The organism is Bordetella sputigena (genome assembly GCF_965137885.1).
Lineage (GTDB): Bacteria > Pseudomonadota > Gammaproteobacteria > Burkholderiales > Burkholderiaceae_B > Bordetella_C > Bordetella_C sputigena.
Genome location: NZ_CBCSCA010000001.1, coordinates 68,509 through 83,304, shown reverse-complemented (window position 1 = coordinate 83,304; position 14,796 = coordinate 68,509). Strand labels below are relative to the sequence as shown.

12 protein-coding genes are annotated in these 14,796 nt (G+C 62.7%); 8 read left to right on the top strand and 4 right to left on the bottom strand.

What is annotated here, in order from left to right; translation table 11 throughout:
• Positions 1 to 1,369 precede the first annotated feature (1,369 nt).
• Positions 1,370 to 1,576, bottom strand: a complete 207-nt coding sequence (locus tag ACNA0R_RS00380) for a cold-shock protein (RefSeq protein WP_066357490.1) — start codon at positions 1,574 to 1,576, stop codon at positions 1,370 to 1,372.
• Positions 1,577 to 1,943: 367 nt separating this feature from the next.
• Between ACNA0R_RS00380 and ACNA0R_RS00375 the strand changes: the two genes are divergently transcribed.
• Positions 1,944 to 3,110, top strand: coding sequence for a pyridoxal phosphate-dependent aminotransferase (locus ACNA0R_RS00375; protein ID WP_415823925.1), 1,167 nt, complete (start codon positions 1,944 to 1,946; stop codon positions 3,108 to 3,110).
• Positions 3,111 to 4,283: 1,173 nt separating this feature from the next.
• A complete protein-coding gene (locus ACNA0R_RS00370; protein ID WP_415823924.1) occupies positions 4,284 to 4,520 on the top strand; it encodes a hypothetical protein in 237 nt (78 codons plus the stop codon).
• Positions 4,521 to 4,552: 32 nt separating this feature from the next.
• On the opposite strand, the gene ACNA0R_RS00365 is transcribed toward ACNA0R_RS00370, so the two are convergent.
• Positions 4,553 to 5,011 (bottom strand): MarR family winged helix-turn-helix transcriptional regulator, encoded by a 459-nt coding sequence (locus tag ACNA0R_RS00365; protein WP_415823922.1) that lies wholly within the window; start codon positions 5,009 to 5,011, stop codon positions 4,553 to 4,555.
• Positions 5,012 to 5,204: 193 nt separating this feature from the next.
• On the opposite strand from ACNA0R_RS00365, the gene ACNA0R_RS00360 reads away from it, so the two are divergent.
• The gene (locus ACNA0R_RS00360) at positions 5,205 to 6,578 is read left to right on the top strand and encodes an MATE family efflux transporter (protein ID WP_415823921.1); all 1,374 of its coding nucleotides are present in this window, start codon (positions 5,205 to 5,207) and stop codon (positions 6,576 to 6,578) included.
• A 16-nt stretch (positions 6,579 to 6,594) separates the two neighbouring features.
• On the opposite strand, the gene ACNA0R_RS00355 is transcribed toward ACNA0R_RS00360, so the two are convergent.
• Complete coding sequence (locus tag ACNA0R_RS00355) at positions 6,595 to 7,800, bottom strand: MFS transporter (protein ID WP_415823920.1); 1,206 nt, start codon at positions 7,798 to 7,800, stop codon at positions 6,595 to 6,597.
• Positions 7,801 to 7,877: 77 nt separating this feature from the next.
• On the opposite strand from ACNA0R_RS00355, the gene ACNA0R_RS00350 reads away from it, so the two are divergent.
• A complete protein-coding gene (locus tag ACNA0R_RS00350; RefSeq protein ID WP_415823919.1) occupies positions 7,878 to 8,864 on the top strand; it encodes an AraC family transcriptional regulator in 987 nt (328 codons plus the stop codon).
• Positions 8,865 to 8,987: 123 nt separating this feature from the next.
• Positions 8,988 to 9,716: a FimV/HubP family polar landmark protein gene (locus ACNA0R_RS00345; protein ID WP_415823918.1), complete on the top strand. Its 729-nt coding sequence runs from the start codon at positions 8,988 to 8,990 to the stop codon at positions 9,714 to 9,716.
• Positions 9,717 to 9,742: 26 nt separating this feature from the next.
• Here the strand turns inward: ACNA0R_RS00345 and mnmE are convergent, their stop codons facing one another.
• Entirely contained in the window at positions 9,743 to 11,101 is a 1,359-nt protein-coding gene (gene mnmE, locus ACNA0R_RS00340) for a tRNA uridine-5-carboxymethylaminomethyl(34) synthesis GTPase MnmE (RefSeq protein WP_415823917.1), read from the bottom strand.
• Between the two features lie 105 nt (positions 11,102 to 11,206).
• Here mnmE and ACNA0R_RS00335 point away from each other — a divergent pair, with 105 nt between their 5' ends.
• The 3 genes from ACNA0R_RS00335 to ACNA0R_RS00325 all read left to right on the top strand — a co-directional run bounded on the left by ACNA0R_RS00335 (position 11,207) and on the right by ACNA0R_RS00325 (position 14,789).
• The gene (locus ACNA0R_RS00335) at positions 11,207 to 12,808 is read left to right on the top strand and encodes an ABC transporter substrate-binding protein (protein WP_415823916.1); all 1,602 of its coding nucleotides are present in this window, start codon (positions 11,207 to 11,209) and stop codon (positions 12,806 to 12,808) included.
• A 77-nt stretch (positions 12,809 to 12,885) separates the two neighbouring features.
• Positions 12,886 to 13,860 carry an ABC transporter permease gene (locus tag ACNA0R_RS00330; RefSeq protein WP_415823915.1) on the top strand — a complete coding sequence of 325 codons (975 nt, stop codon included), beginning with the start codon at positions 12,886 to 12,888 and terminating at the stop codon, positions 13,858 to 13,860.
• A complete protein-coding gene (locus ACNA0R_RS00325) occupies positions 13,857 to 14,789 on the top strand; it encodes an ABC transporter permease (RefSeq protein WP_415823914.1) in 933 nt (310 codons plus the stop codon). The genes ACNA0R_RS00330 and ACNA0R_RS00325 overlap by 4 nt, the downstream gene beginning before the upstream one ends.
• The last annotated feature ends 7 nt before the right edge of the window (positions 14,790 to 14,796 follow it).

Below are 14,796 nucleotides of genomic sequence, written 5' to 3'. Positions count from 1 at the left end.
ATAGTCATCGAGTGAGAACCGCCATGTTTCACGTGAAACAAGCCCCTCGGCCTTCCCGTTGCTGGGCGCACAGCAAACAACTCCGGAGCGCGCGACCAATGTAGAGACGCCCGCGGATGTTGCCGGTCAGCCGCCGACCTGCCGGAGCCGGCCGTTATAGGCCCGGGCATAATCGCTTGGCGAGGACTCCCTCTCGCGCGTATGAGAGCGCGCTCCCTTCACACCGAACGCGCCGCGCCCCGGGGCGCGGCGCCAATGAATGGATTCCCGACCAAGCGGGCGGCGTACTTGGCCGTTGGGATAGCCAAAAGGTATAGCAAACCCGAAACCGATGTTCCACGTGGAACATCGAGGCGATGCATGCCCGTGATCCAGGCAGTTCCACACGGTAGCAACGTTGACGCTCCGTCCGGGCATCTTTGTATTAGTGTAGGTACTTGGAGATGTCGACCGGCGAACCTGGATCACGGCGACTACAATCCCGCTACCTTGCGGCTCGGTCCATTGCGAGCTAAAGCAGTGCGCGAACCAAGAATATCGTCCAGCTGCAATGTTGGACCGGCACGGCAACACGTACGCCTTCGCCAGCCACGCCCCGTTTGGCGACCTGGGGAACCTGGAACGTTTAGCCGATGAACCCGCCAGCGGTTCACCGCACCGGATTTCTATTGCACGAGACGGATCGGCGTAGATGTTCCACGTGAAACGTAGGCCGGAATTCCTAGGCCATCAGAAGCAGGGTCTATCCAACCGGAACATACCGAGGAGCAGTGCATGCGCTGTAGCGCCACGGCCGAATCCGGCGGCCGTCCCCCCCCGCTCCAACCAGGAAACTCGGCCGCCAGAGCAGTGACCCTCGCGAATTGAAAAGGCGGGGCCACATCCCTCGGCTTACGAGCTATCCACAGATGTACCCACAAGGCGGCGACTCGTCGGGGCGAAATAGCGGAACTGGGGATAGTTTTGTGAACAACAACTGACGGATGGCTCGATGGTCGCGCGGCGCGACCAGCGCACTCGGCAAAAGACGCGCCAAAACTACAAAAAGGGCCGAAAAAAGGGGCGCGTATCTACAACGCGATATAAAAACTACCAGGAGCCGGCGAATTTGGCCGCAAGAAGGCGCTCACACTTATCCCCGCCAGGGAGCCGCTCCCTGTGTATAACTTATCTCCTGACTGGATAAACGGGGGCGCTCTTCAGGCCCAGGAGGCGCCGCCCGCGCCTCCACGGAGAACCTATCCTCAATTTATCCACAGGGTTATTCACGGCACAAAAACATAACGCCCCAGAAGCCGGTGGGCTACCAGGGCGATAAAAGGCCGGCGAGGCCGGCACCGCAAAGCAGGTCTAATAAAAATGGGTACTACTACAGCGGACGGATGTCGGCGGCTTGAGGACCTTTGGGGCCGTCCTTGACTTCGAACTCCACGTCCTGGCCTTCGTTCAAGCTGCGATAGCCGCGTCCCTGGATTGCCGAAAAATGCGCGAAGACGTCGACGCCGCCGGCGTCGGGGGTGATGAACCCATAGCCCTTGTCAGCGTTGAACCACTTCACTTTGCCCTTCTGAACCATTTCTATAACGTCCTATAAAAACACAATGCTGTGCGCAGATGTGATTCAAGGACGCTGACGCGAACGTGTTACGACCATCGGGGTCGCGCAGAACCCGTCCATGACGGGCCGGGCTGCAGCGAAACGAGACAGACACTCGACTTGAATACAACGGCGAGTCGAGCATACTCAGCCGTTACGACAGGGACAAATAGTTGTTTACCCCTATGTCGTTTTTTTTTAACTTGGCTCACAAGTTTCTGAGTTTGGCGCCCATGTAACACGCGGCCCGCTGACCGGGGCCGCACCACCCTATGCCGCCGGCGGTGGCTGGTGGGATACTTCCACACCTTGCGTACCCTCCCAACTTCTTACAGCCGCACCCACCATGATCCGTTCGAAGCTGCCCGACATTGGCACCACCATATTCACCGTGATGAGCCGTCTGGCGATAGAGCACAAGGCGATCAACCTGGGACAGGGGTTCCCGGATTTCAACCCCGACCCTGCCCTGCTGGACCTGGTGTCCAAGGCCATGGCCGACGGGCACAACCAATACCCCTATATGCCCGGGGTCGCGCCTCTGCGCCAGGCGATCGCCGAAAAGACCCAAAACCTCTACGGCCATGCCTATGATCCAGAGACCGAAATCACGGTCACCAGCGGGGCCACGGAGGCCTTGATGGCCACCATACTGGCCGCGGTGAACACCGGCGACGAAGTGGTGGTGATAGAGCCGTGCTACGACTCCTATTTGCCGGGGATCCGGCTGGCCGGCGGTACTGCCGTGCCGGTGCCGCTACGTGCTCCGACATCAGATGACCCCTACTACCGCATCGATTGGCAGCGGGTGCGCGACGCCATCACGCCCAAGACCCGTCTGCTCATGTTGAACTTTCCGCACAACCCCACCGGCGCGGTCCTCCAGGACACCGACCTGGACGCGCTGGAAGCCATTGTGCGTGAAACCGGTGTGCTGCTGGTGTCCGACGAGGTCTATGAACACATCGTGTTCGATGGCCACGAACACGCCAGCCTGTCGCGGCGACCTTTACTTGCCGAACATGCCTTCGTGATCTCTTCGTTCGGCAAGACGTATCACACGACTGGCTGGAAACTGGGCTACTGTTGCGCGCCGCGTCACCTGACCGCGGAGCTGCGCAAAGTCCACCAATTCATGGTGTTCACGGTCCCCTCGCCCATGCAATTCGCCTATGCGGAATACATGCGGGACCCGCAACCCTATCTTCAGTTGCCGGCCTTCTACCAAGCCAAGCGGGATCGCCTGCGTGCCGGGCTGGCGCGGACGCGTTTCCGGCCGCTGCCCAGTCCGGGCACCTTCTTCATGATGGCCGACTACAGCGCGATATCGGATCTCCCCGAGGCTGAATTCGCCCGCTGGCTGACTACCGAGCACGGCGTGGCGGTAATTCCCATCTCGGCCTTCTACCAAAGCCCTGACGCGCCGGAATCGAATCACAAGCTGATTCGATTCTGCTTTGCCAAGCGCGATGAAACGCTCGACCAGGCGCTGGAGCGATTGCAGACGGTCTGACCCACCCCTTTCGGGTGAATAGCGTACGCGTCGTACAAACCAGGCAGCCCGTAGGGCTGCCTTTTTTATTTCCGCTGCCCGACCTTTGTCCTGGTGGACCGTGAGGGTCCTTCCATGGGGCTATAGCGGGAGCCGCGGTTCTGATGTGAGTATGGGCGCCATCTCTTTTTCTCTTCTTTTCTTTTATATAAAAAGAATGGTGGTGATGGGTGTCTGTGGATAACTGGACAACTTCCGATTCCTGAACGCCATCAGGCATTTACGCGCGTTTTACGGTGTGCGGTAACGATGTTCTGTGACAAGGCCAAAGTTGAACAACTTTGACGTCGCCAATAAATAGTGCCTTTGTTCGTAGGCCATCCACACCGTGTACACAGGGCGGCTTCATAGCTGTTATGCACAGCCGGGCGCGTCCGTGAGCGCGAGGGGCGCCGATACATCGCGGCTAGCACGGGCAGGACCGCGTCCCTCACCAGCCGTTGCCACACGCCATCTTGGGCACCCGAGCCGGGAAAGGAAGCTCGCCAAGGCTGCGCGGGTGTAGGACCAGGGTCGGGGCCACGCCGTCGCGACGTGAACGCGTTGGGAGCCGTCTGTAGGGCTCCAGGGCCTGGTTTCGTGTCGGACCTCAATCGGGCGACACACACGCGGGTTGCAAAGGTTCCGTCCAGGGCGGAAGCGAAGCGCCGCGTACCGCGCTGGAGAAGGAAGAATGTTTTCATATCTTTTGTTCTATATATAAAGACTAATAATGATGGGTGTCTGTGGATAACTGCACAACCCATGGAAAACCTTGCGCCGGCAAAGACTTACAGCGTTTTTTTTCTGTGCAGGAGTTCTGTTTGGCGGCAGGGGAAAACATGAGCAACTTTCTGGATGCGTCCCCAGCCGCTGCTTGTGCCCAAATGATCCACATCGTTTGCACACGCGTTCTCCATAGAGGCTATCCACAAGGGCGGCAACGTGGCCTGACCATCCCCATTTATTAGGGACAAAAGAAAGCCGACGGCCCCTCTTCGACGAGGAAACGGGAGGGGCCAGCGCCATTAATAATGGCTATGGGATAGAGTTTCCTGATTTAAGGGTTTACCCTAGTCAGCCATTGCGCAAGAATCTTCACATCCCAGCGGCCATGGGCCGCGGCTCCTCAGGGAGCTTCCTTCGGAGAATGTCATGAAGAAGATCTTTGCGTTTTCGCTCTTTGTCGCCCTGGCGTTGGCGGGCGGCGTGGCGCAGGCGGACGGCGGCGATTCAGGCGCCGAGCCAGGACAAATCCTGCTGGCGGACGGTGATGGTTCCAACGACGCGGGGCAGACGATGCTCGCCGCGGGCGACGATTCCAGCACCCCTGCGCAAACCTCGCTCGCCGGCGGCGATGGATCCGACGATCAGCCCATCCAATTTGCCTGACCTGAACTACGGCGTCCCGCCTAGCCTGGCGATCAGGCTCGGTTGAATGCGTCGGCGAACTCGTCCGAGAAAATATCGGCGAGCGCAACCCGCAGCGCCGCGGCGCGTTCCGCGCCGTAAGCGGTTTCGAACCGGTTCTGCGCCTGGCGCCAAAGCCGCGTGGATTCGGCCAATTTACGTCGCCCTTCCGTGGTCAACCGCACGCGACGGCTGCGGCCGTCACGTTCGTCGCGGATCTGCACCAGATAACCGTCGCGTTCCAGCGGCTTCAGGTTATGGGCCAGGGCCGAACGATCCAGCACCATCGCATGCGCCAACTCCGTCATGGTGGGCGTGCCGGCGCGATCCACATGAAGCAGGATCGATCGCTGGGACACTTTCAGCCCGCAGGGCGCGAGCACGCTGTCATAGAGCTGCGTCACCCGACGCGTCGCCTTGCGCAAGGCGGCGCCGTTGCAAACGCCAGGATCTTTGGAATCTGGTTTAGGCATAACGGTAATAAACGGAACGCGCCGCGTTGCGACGACCGCGCCGGTGGCTACGCGTACGTCTATTCTATTCCCGCTTTATCGCGATAGCGGAAGCACCGGCACGGTCTCTTTGACCTTATCGGCATATGCAAGTAAATTGCGGAAGTAGTTGCATATGCCAGTATAGGTTCACCATCGCCGTCGCCGTGCACACATGACATCCGCTACTTCCAGCACGACCATTCCAGCCGCGAATCCTCGCCTGCAGGCCATGTTGCACGCGCCGGTCGCCGCGACGCTGATACGCCTGAGCTGGCCGAATATGTTGATGATGCTGGCCCAGTCGTCGACCGGCTTGATAGAAACCTGGTTCCTGGCAAAGCTGGGAACCAACGTGCTGGCAGGCGTCGCCGTGGTCGTGCCGGTGCTAATGCTGATGCAGAACATGTCGCAGGGCGCGATGGGCGGCGGGATATCTTCCGCGATCGCCCGCGCACTGGGAGCGGGTCGGCGGGACGATGCCAATCACCTGGTGCGGCACGCCCTGGCGCTGAACGGGGGCATCGGCCTGGTGTTTACATTGCTGCTGCTGGTATTCGGCAGGCAGCTGTATCACCTGCTCGGCGCGGAAGGGCCCGCGCTGGACGCCGCCACCGCATACGGCCATGTGGTGTTCGCGGGCCTGCCCTTGATGTGGATGATGAACGCACTGGCAAGCGCGATACGGGGCACGGGCAATATGCTGGTGCCGGGTGCCGTGATCTGTGGCGGCGCGGTCCTGCTGATCCCACTTTCACCGTGTTTGATATTCGGCCTCGGTCCCCTGCCCCCGCTGGGCGTGGTCGGCGGCGCATGGGCGCTGGTGGCGTACTATGCCGCGGGCATGCTGATCCTGGGCGCTTATTGTGTGAGCGGCCGCAACGCCGCAAGACTGGTCCGCGGCGCCCTGCATTGGCGCATGATGCGCGGCATTCTTGCGGTCGGCGGCTACGCCTGCCTGAATCCCGTACTGACTAACGCCATTATCGCGATAACCGGCGCGCTGGTTGGCGCCTACGGCGGCACGGCGGCATTGGCGGGCTATGCAACCGCCGCGCGTCTGGAATATCTGTTGATGCCACTTGCTTTCGGATTGGGCGCGCCGATGGTGGCCATGGTCGGCTCGAATATCGGCGCGGGGCAAAAGGAAAGGGCCAGACATATCGCGCTGGCCGGCGGCGCCATGGCGTTCGCGCTGGCGGAGATTGTCGGCTTGCTGGCCGCTGCCTTCCCCTATGCGTGGCTGCGCCTGTTCGGCACTGACGCCCGTTTGCTGGAGGCGGGCGCGGCCTACCTGCGACTGGTAGGGCCCTTCTACGGTTTCTTCGCGCTGGGATTTTCGCTGTATTTCGCGTCGCAGGGCGCGGGCAAACTGAAATGGCCGTTGACCGCGGGCGGGCTGCGTCTGGTCCTGTATGTGGGCGTGGGCGGCGCGGTGCTCGCGCTGACCCGGTCGCTGACGGCCTTTTACATCCTGGGTGCCACTGCCATGGTGACCTATGGACTGGTGGTGGTCTGGTCGGTGGCCGCGCGTACCTGGTTTCGCTAGCCTGGGCCGCTCGCCGTCAAGCGGCGGCGGCGACCGTGCGCGGTCGCAGTCCCAGGAGCACGAGCAGTGTGGCCGATAGCAGGGCCAGGCCGCTACTGGTAAAGACGCCCAGCGCGCCCGTCATATCGAAGACGGCGCCGCCCGCCGCCGCGCCCAGCGTGATCGCCAACTGCACGGCCGCCACGATCAATCCGCCGGCGCTTTCAGCTTCGTCGGGCACGCGCTGCGTGATCCAGGTGGACCAGCCCACCGGCACCGTGCCGAAGGCGAAGCCCCAGAGCGCCACCATGGCGGAATCCAGGAAAGGCGAGCTGCCCAGGGCCGCCAGGGCGAGGCCCAGCCCGCCCATCAGCAGCGGCATAAGCGCCAGCGTCAGTCGCAGATTGCGCTCCAGCATGAAGCCCGCCGCCGAGGTGCCGACGAAGTTGGCCACGCCAAAGCCGAGCAGAATCGCCGACAGGCCATTGACGCCGACTCCGGTGACGGTTTCCAGGAACGGCCGCAAGTAGGTAAAGAAGGCGAAATGCCCCGTGAACACCAGAATAACGGCCAGCATACCCATACCGATGCCGGGTCGCTTCAGTACCTCGACCAGTGTGCCCAGCCGGGTGTGCCCCGACGGCGCCATGCGCGGCAGCGTCGCCACCTGCCACACCAGCGCCAGTACGCCGAGCGCGGTGGCGACCAGGAATACGTTGCGCCAGCCGATGAGGCCGCCCAGGTAGCTGCCGACCGGCGCGGCGGCCACGGTGGCGGCCGATACGCCGCTGAACATCACGGACAGCGCGCGCGGGATCAAGGCCACCGGGACCAGGCGCATCGCCGTTGCCGCCGACATGGTCCAGAAGCCGCCGATGGCGACACCCAGCAGCACCCGCCCGAACAGCAGGGTGGTCAAGCTAGACGCGCAGGCCACGAACAGGTTGGAGACGATCAGCAGCACCGAAAATGCCAGGAGTACGTAGCGGCGATCGATGCGGCGCGTGACGGTGGCGATGAGCAGGCTGGTGACCAGCGCCACCGCGGCCGTCGCGGTGACTGCCTGGCCGGCCATGCCTTCGGTGACGCGCAGGTCCGCGGCCATGGGGGTCAGCAGGCTGGCGGGCAGGAACTCCGCCGTGACCAGGCCGAATACCCCCAGGGTCATGGAGAACAAGGCCTGCCATGCCGGCTTGGCCGGCGCGCTGTCTGTTCCCAGGGTCCTTACTTCACCTGCATGCATGTCGGTTTCCCACGTACTTTTCAACGGTATGCAGAATAAGCTAGAGTTTCCGGACGATCCATGTCATGGAATCCGGAATGTTTGATCAAGAATCCGAGACGGCCGCGCAACCGCGCACCGAGTCCGCCAGCCCGGGCGATGTCGTCAGCGAACTGCTGCTGGGCATGCGCCTGTATGGCGTCCAGTATCGTCGCATGCAGTTCACGCCGCCTTTTGGCGTCCAGTTCGCGGCCGCCGCGGGGCGCGCTCAATTCCACTTTATCGCCCGCGGTTCCGCTTACCTGCGCACCGATAGCGGGATGCTGCATCGCCTGAAGGCGGGTGATGCCGTGCTGTTGCCGCACGGGCGCACCCATGAACTGCTATCCGAGCCGGCGCGCGCCACGCGCGACATTGCCAGCTTCGATACCCTGAAGCTGTGCGAAACCGTATGCGCGGTCCTGGCCAATGGCGAGACCTGCGATCACGCCAACGATGCGCTGGTCTTCAGCGGCTGCATGGCCTTCGACCTGGGAGGCATGCATACGCTGGTGGCTTCGATGCCGGAGATCATGCGCGTCGATACGCTGCTGGACCGCTATCCTGAAATCCTGCCCATGCTGGAAGCGATGGCGCGCGAATCGTGCGAGGAACGCGCGGGCTATGCGGGCATCCTGGCGCGGCTGGCGGATGTGGTCGCGGCCTTTATCGTGCGTGGCTGGGTCGAATGCGGCTGCGGCGACGCCAAGGGCTGGGTGGAAGCGTTGCGCGATCCGCGGCTGGGCCGCGCGATCGTGGCCATGCATCGCGAGCCCGGCCGCGATTGGACGGTGGCGGAGCTGGCGCAACGCATGGGGAGTTCGCGGTCGGTGTTCGCCGAACGTTTTCTGGCGGTCACCGGTATGACGCCGCTGCGCTACCTGACCGAGCTGCGCATGCGGCTGGCCGCGCAATGGCTGCGCGATGGCCGCATGTCCATCGAAGGGGCGGCGTATGAGCTGGGCTACGGCTCACAGGCGGCATTCAGCCGCGCGTTCAAGCGCATCGTCGGCCATACGCCCGGTGCGGCGCGCGGCGCGGGATGAATGGTCAATGGGGTCGGGCGCTGTCGGAATTGATGTCATAGGCGGACGGATGCCACGCAACCCGCGCTACGGATGCGGTACTGATGCACCGCATTTCCAACGACCTTTAATGGAGCCGTCGCCATGAATATCTCCCCGAACCAGACCCAGGCCGCCTTGGCACCCATGCAGCCCGTTCCCTCGGGCGAACAATCGAATCGTGTGGCAAGAACGACCGACGCCACGGTGGCGACGCATATCGCTTCGACGTCGCCGCTGCGGATCACGGTCGCCGCCGGCGATACGGTGTTCGGTTTGGCGCAACGCTACCGCGACACGCTGGGCGCGGGCATCTGCCAGATCGCCGCGGCCGTGTGGCGGCAGAATCCGCATGCGTTTCACCAGAACGATATGAACCGCCTGAAGGAAGGCGTGCATGTCCAACTGCCCGATGCCGACACCATACGCGCGATTCCCGCACTGGAAGCGGCGGAAATATGCGCCGCCCACATCGATCCCCAGCAGCAGCGGCGCCACGGTACCGTCGGTATGGCCATCCGGGAAAGCTTCGAAGATCAACGCAAGTTGCAAGCAGGCGATGTCGAACTGGTGTACTTCCGCGATACCTTGGGGCAGATCGCCAATCGTCTCGATGTCGCGGATGCAACGCTGCATCAAAAGCTGGTGGCCATCGCCAATGCCAATCCGGATGCCTTGCGCAACGGCAATATGAACGACCTGAAGACCGGCGTGTTGCTGCGCATGCCCAGCGCCGATCAAGTACTCGGCACAGATCACGCGCAGGCGAAAAACATTGTTCTGACGCAGTGGCAGGACTTCAAGCAATATACGGATCCGGCCAGGAAGTGCTGATTCGCCTGGTTCGGGGCAGGCTCGCATCACTTGCCGATGCAGAAGCGCGAAAAGATTTCGCCCAGCAGATCGTCGCTGGTGAATTCGCCGGTGATGGATGACAGGCTCTCGTGCGCCAGCCTCAGTTCTTCCGCGAACAAATCCAATACCCGGTCGTCCATCGCGGCGTGCGACGCCGCGATGGATAGATGTTCTTCGGCCTGGTTCAGCGCGCGCAGATGGCGTTCGCGCGCGAGCCAGGGTGATTCGGCGCCGGGGTTCCAGCCCGCGATGTCGAGCAACGCCTGGCGCAGTGTGTCCAGGCCCGCGCCGGTGCGGGCCGAGATGTGTAGCGCGGTACCGCTGACCGGCGCCGCTTCGATCAGATCGATCTTGTTCACGACCTTCAGCACCGGCGTTCCCGCCGGCAGCCTTGCCGCGATTCCCGCATCCAAGGCTTCTTCAGCGCCCGCTGTTGCATCCAGCAGATGCAGGATGACATCGGCGCGTTCGATCTCCTTCCATGTGCGCTGGATGCCTATGCTTTCCACCGGATCGTCCGTTTCGCGCAGACCGGCAGTGTCCACGATGTGAAGCGGCACGCCGTCCAGATGGATTTCCTGCACCACTTTGTCGCGCGTGGTGCCGGCGATGGGTGTGACGATGGCGACTTCATCGCCGGCGAGTGCGTTCAATAGACTGGATTTGCCCACATTGGGCCGGCCGGCCAACACCACGTGCAAGCCTTCGCGCAGGATCACGCCCTGGCGCGTCTGCGCGATGATGGCGCGCAGGTCGGCGGACAGGGCGTCCAGCATGGGCCTGGCCTGATACTTTTCCAGGAAGTCGATTTCTTCTTCGGGAAAATCCAGCGTGGCTTCCACCAGCATGCGCAGGTGGACGATGCGGTCCGCCAAGGCGTTTACCTTTTCGGAAAACACGCCGGACAGCGAAGCCATCGCGCCGCGCGCCGCGGCGTCGGAGGTGGCTTCGATCAGGTCCGCCACGGCCTCCGCCTGCGCCAGATCGATACGGCCATTCAGAAAGGCCCGCTGAGTGAACTCGCCGGGCTCGGCGATGCGCAAGCCCATATCGCGGCCGCTGTCCAGGCACAGCTGCAGCACGCGCCGCAGCACGGCGGGGCCGCCGTGTCCTTGCAGTTCCAGGACGTCTTCGCCCGTATAGGAATGCGGCGCCGGAAAGAACAGCGCGATGCCTTCATCCAGCGTCTCGCCCGCCGCGTTCTTGAAGGGCAGCAGGTGCGCATGGCGGGGCGTCAATTCGCGCTGAAAAAGGCGACGCACCAAGTCGGCGAGCGATGCACCGGAAATGCGCACGATGCCCACGCCACCTCTGCCGGGTGCCGTGGCGATCGCCGCTATGGGCACTGAAGGTATGAGGGACATATACGCGGATCGGCTAGGCAATAAGGGAATATAACCGTTGCGCGAGGCATCTTTGCTGGGTATGTTGCGCCGTGGAGTTCAAGTACAAATGATCAGGAGCTATTTATGTCTCGTTGGTTTACCCGCGCCGTCGCCGGAGGTTTTACCGCCATGGCGATCGCACTCGGCGCGCACGGCAGCGCCGTGGCCAGGGACCTGGTGATCGGTCTGAAGACCGAACCCAGCTCACTCGACCCTCAATATCACTCGTTGACGCCGAACACGCAGATCGCGTTGACCATTTTCGATCCGCTGGTGGCGGCCGACAATCAGCTCAAGCCGCGCCCGGCGCTGGCCGAATCGTGGACGGTGGATGGCAATGTATGGACGTTCAAGCTGCGTCCCAATGTGAAGTTCTCCGACGGCACGCCGTTCACCGCGGACGATGTGGTGTTCACCTTCGATCGCGTGCCCAAGGTGCCGAACAGTCCCTCGCCCTTCACGCTGTATTTGAAGGATGTCGCCAAGACCGAAGCCGTCGATCCCCTGACGGTGCGCATCACCACCAAGGGCCCTTCGCCGCTGCTGCTACCCAACCTGGGCCAGCTGCCCATCCTGTCGAAGAAGGCCGCATCGGGTGCCGCGCCGGAAGGCAAGACGACCACCGAACTGAATTCAGGCGACGGCCTGATCGGCACGGGTCCCTACAAATTCGTGTCGTGGAAACGCGGCGCGGAGCTTGTGCTGGCTCGCAACGATAACTATTGGGGCAAGAAGCCGGTGTGGGACAAGGTCGTCTACAAGCCCATGACCAACGCGGCCAGCCGCGTGGCGGCGCTGCTGGCGGGCGACGTGGACATGATCGAGGATCCTCCCACCGACGACCTGCCCAAGCTGAAGTCGGACAAGAACCTGTACGTACAGCAAACGCCGTCGGTGCGCGTGATGTACATCGCCATGGATCAGTTCAATGAAGTCAGTCCCGGCATCACGGATGCCGAAGGCAAGCCGCTGGCCAAGAACCCGCTGAAGGACAAGCGCGTGCGTGAAGCACTGTCGCTGGCCATCGACCGCAAGGCCATCGAAGACCGCGTGATGGGCGGCGTCGCCAAGCCGGCGGGCAACCTGCTGCCTTATCCGATGTTCGGTGCGTCCAAGACCTATGCCGAGGCACCCAAGGCCGATGTCAACAAGGCCAAGAAGCTGCTGGCGGACGCCGGCTACGCGCAGGGTTTCAACATCACGCTGGGCGCGCCGTCGGGCCGCTATATCAACGACTCCAAGGTAGCGCAAGCCATTGCATCCATGTGGAGCCGCATCGGCGTCAAGACCAATGTGGAAGCCTCGGCGCCGCCGGTGTTCTTCAAGAACCGCGACTCGTACAAGTACAGCGCCTATCTGGCGGGCTGGTCGGTGACCAGCGGCGAGATGTCCAACGCGCTGGGTTCGCTGGCGGTGACGTCGGATCCGTCCAAGGGCCTGGGCACGACCAACCGGGGCCGCTATTCGAACCCCGAGATGGACAAGCTCTACATGGAAGCCGCGACCACCATGGACGACGCCAAGCGCGCCCAATTGCTGTCCAAGGCCGCCGACCTGGTGATGGCCGACTACGGTCTGCTGCCCATCCATTTCGAGCTGTCCGTGTGGGCGATGAAGAAGGACATACGCTACGCGGGGCGTTCCGACCAGATGACCGAAGCACAGGATGTCACGCTGAAGCAATAGCAGCCGGCAAGCGCGTCCGCGGCGCGGGCGCGCGGCCCTACTTTTGGGGAGGCATGGCATAGCGGCAGGAGAATTGTTTGTTAGCGACCATCATCCGCAGGCTGCTGCAGACCGTCGTCGTCATGCTCGTCATGTCGGCGCTGGTATTCGGCGGCATTTATCTGGTCGGCGATCCGGTATCCATGATGGCCAGTCCGGATGCCACCGAAATCGAACGCGCGGCCATACGCCAATCGCTGGGGCTGGACCAGCCGCTGTGGCATCAGTATCTGATCTTCGTCGGCAAGGCGATCCACGGCGATTTCGGCAATAGCTTTCTGACCGGCGAACCCGCCATGCGGCTGATCCTGGACCGCATGCCGGCCACCATGGAGCTGGCGGTAGTGGCGATGCTGATGTCGCTGCTGATCGGCATACCGCTGGGCATACGCGCCGGGCTCAAGCCCAATGCGGCCGGCTCGCGCGCCATCATGACGGGGTCGGTGCTGGGCTTTTCCCTGCCCAATTTCTGGGTCGGCCTGATGCTGATCATGATCTTCGCGGTGACGCTGGGATGGCTGCCGGCCAGTGGACGTGGTCCTACGGTGTCATTGGGCGGATTGCGCCTGAGTGTGTTGACGCCGGGCGGCTGGGCCAACCTGATCCTGCCGGCCGCGACCATTGCGCTGGCCAAGTGCGCGACCATCATACGGATCACGCGGGCCGCCACGCGCGAAGCGCTGCCCATGGACTACATCAAGTTCGCGCGCGCCAAGGGCCTGTCGGAATCGCGCGTCATGCGCGTGCATCTGCTGAAGAACATCCTGATCCCCATCGTGACGGTCGCGGGACTGGAATTCGGCCAGGTGGTGGCCTTCGCGGTGGTGACCGAATCGGTGTTCTCCTGGCCCGGCATGGGCAAGCTGCTGATCGATTCCATCATCAACCTGGACCGCCCCGTAGTGGTGGCCTATTTGCTGCTTATCGTGTTTTTCCTGGTCATGCTGAACCTGGTAGTGGACATCATCTACACCGTTCTGGACCCGCGCGTACGATTGGACGGAAGACGATGACGACAACGACGACCCCTCAAGGCACCGGCGCGCCCGCGACGCCGGCCGCCAAGGAAGCCGGACCCTGGCGCCGCTTCGCGGAAGACTTTTTCGCCAGCAAACTGGCCACGCTGGGCCTGGTGATCCTGGTGGCCCTGATATTGGCGGTCGTGCTGGCGCCGTGGATCGCGCCGCAGAACCCCTACGATATTGGCAACCTGGACATCATGGATTCCAAGCTGCCGCCGCTGAGCGAAAACGGCGCCGGCGATATGCGGTATTGGATGGGCACCGACGGCCAGGCGCGCGATATGTTGTCGGCCATCCTGTACGGCCTGCGCACCAGTTTGATGGTGGGCTGTATCTCGGTGTTCTTCGCCTTTGTCATCGGCGCCACGGTGGGGCTGGTGGCGGCGTATTTCGGCGGCCGCGTCGATGCGCTGCTGATGCGCATCGCCGATATCCAGCTGTCCTTTCCGTCCATCCTGGTGGCGCTGATCCTGCTGTCCATATTGGGCACGGGCGTGGACAAGGTCATCATCGCGCTGATCGTCGTGCAATGGGCCTACTTCGCGCGTACGGCGCGCGGCGCGGCCCTGGTCGAACGCGGCAAGGAATACGTGGAGGCCGCGCGCTGCATGTCGCTGGGGTCGTGGCGCATCCTGCGGCGGCATCTGCTGCCGAACTGCATGCCGCCGCTGATCGTGGTCGCCACCATCGACCTGGCCCACGCCATCGCGCTGGAAGCCACCTTGTCCTTCCTGGGCGTGGGCGTGCCGGTGACCGAGCCGTCGCTGGGCATGCTGATCTCCAATGGCTTCGAGTTCCTGATGTCCGGCCGCTACTGGATATCGTTTTTCCCAGGCGTGGCGCTGGCCATCGCGATCATCGCCATCAATCTGGTCGGCGATCATCTGCGCGACGTGCTGAACCCGCGCAACGCGAACTAGGGAGCAT

Coding starts and splice junctions, on each gene's coding strand:
- ACNA0R_RS00355 (WP_415823920.1), bottom strand. CDS start 7,800: ATGCATGCAGGTGAAGTAAGGACCCTGGGAACAGACAGCGCGCCGGCC.
- ACNA0R_RS00370 (WP_415823924.1), top strand. CDS start 4,284: ATGAAGAAGATCTTTGCGTTTTCGCTCTTTGTCGCCCTGGCGTTGGCG.
- mnmE (WP_415823917.1), bottom strand. CDS start 11,101: ATGTCCCTCATACCTTCAGTGCCCATAGCGGCGATCGCCACGGCACCC.
- ACNA0R_RS00335 (WP_415823916.1), top strand. CDS start 11,207: ATGTCTCGTTGGTTTACCCGCGCCGTCGCCGGAGGTTTTACCGCCATG.
- ACNA0R_RS00380 (WP_066357490.1), bottom strand. CDS start 1,576: ATGGTTCAGAAGGGCAAAGTGAAGTGGTTCAACGCTGACAAGGGCTAT.
- ACNA0R_RS00345 (WP_415823918.1), top strand. CDS start 8,988: ATGAATATCTCCCCGAACCAGACCCAGGCCGCCTTGGCACCCATGCAG.
- ACNA0R_RS00360 (WP_415823921.1), top strand. CDS start 5,205: ATGACATCCGCTACTTCCAGCACGACCATTCCAGCCGCGAATCCTCGC.
- ACNA0R_RS00325 (WP_415823914.1), top strand. CDS start 13,857: ATGACGACAACGACGACCCCTCAAGGCACCGGCGCGCCCGCGACGCCG.
- ACNA0R_RS00365 (WP_415823922.1), bottom strand. CDS start 5,011: ATGCCTAAACCAGATTCCAAAGATCCTGGCGTTTGCAACGGCGCCGCC.
- ACNA0R_RS00350 (WP_415823919.1), top strand. CDS start 7,878: ATGTTTGATCAAGAATCCGAGACGGCCGCGCAACCGCGCACCGAGTCC.
- ACNA0R_RS00375 (WP_415823925.1), top strand. CDS start 1,944: ATGATCCGTTCGAAGCTGCCCGACATTGGCACCACCATATTCACCGTG.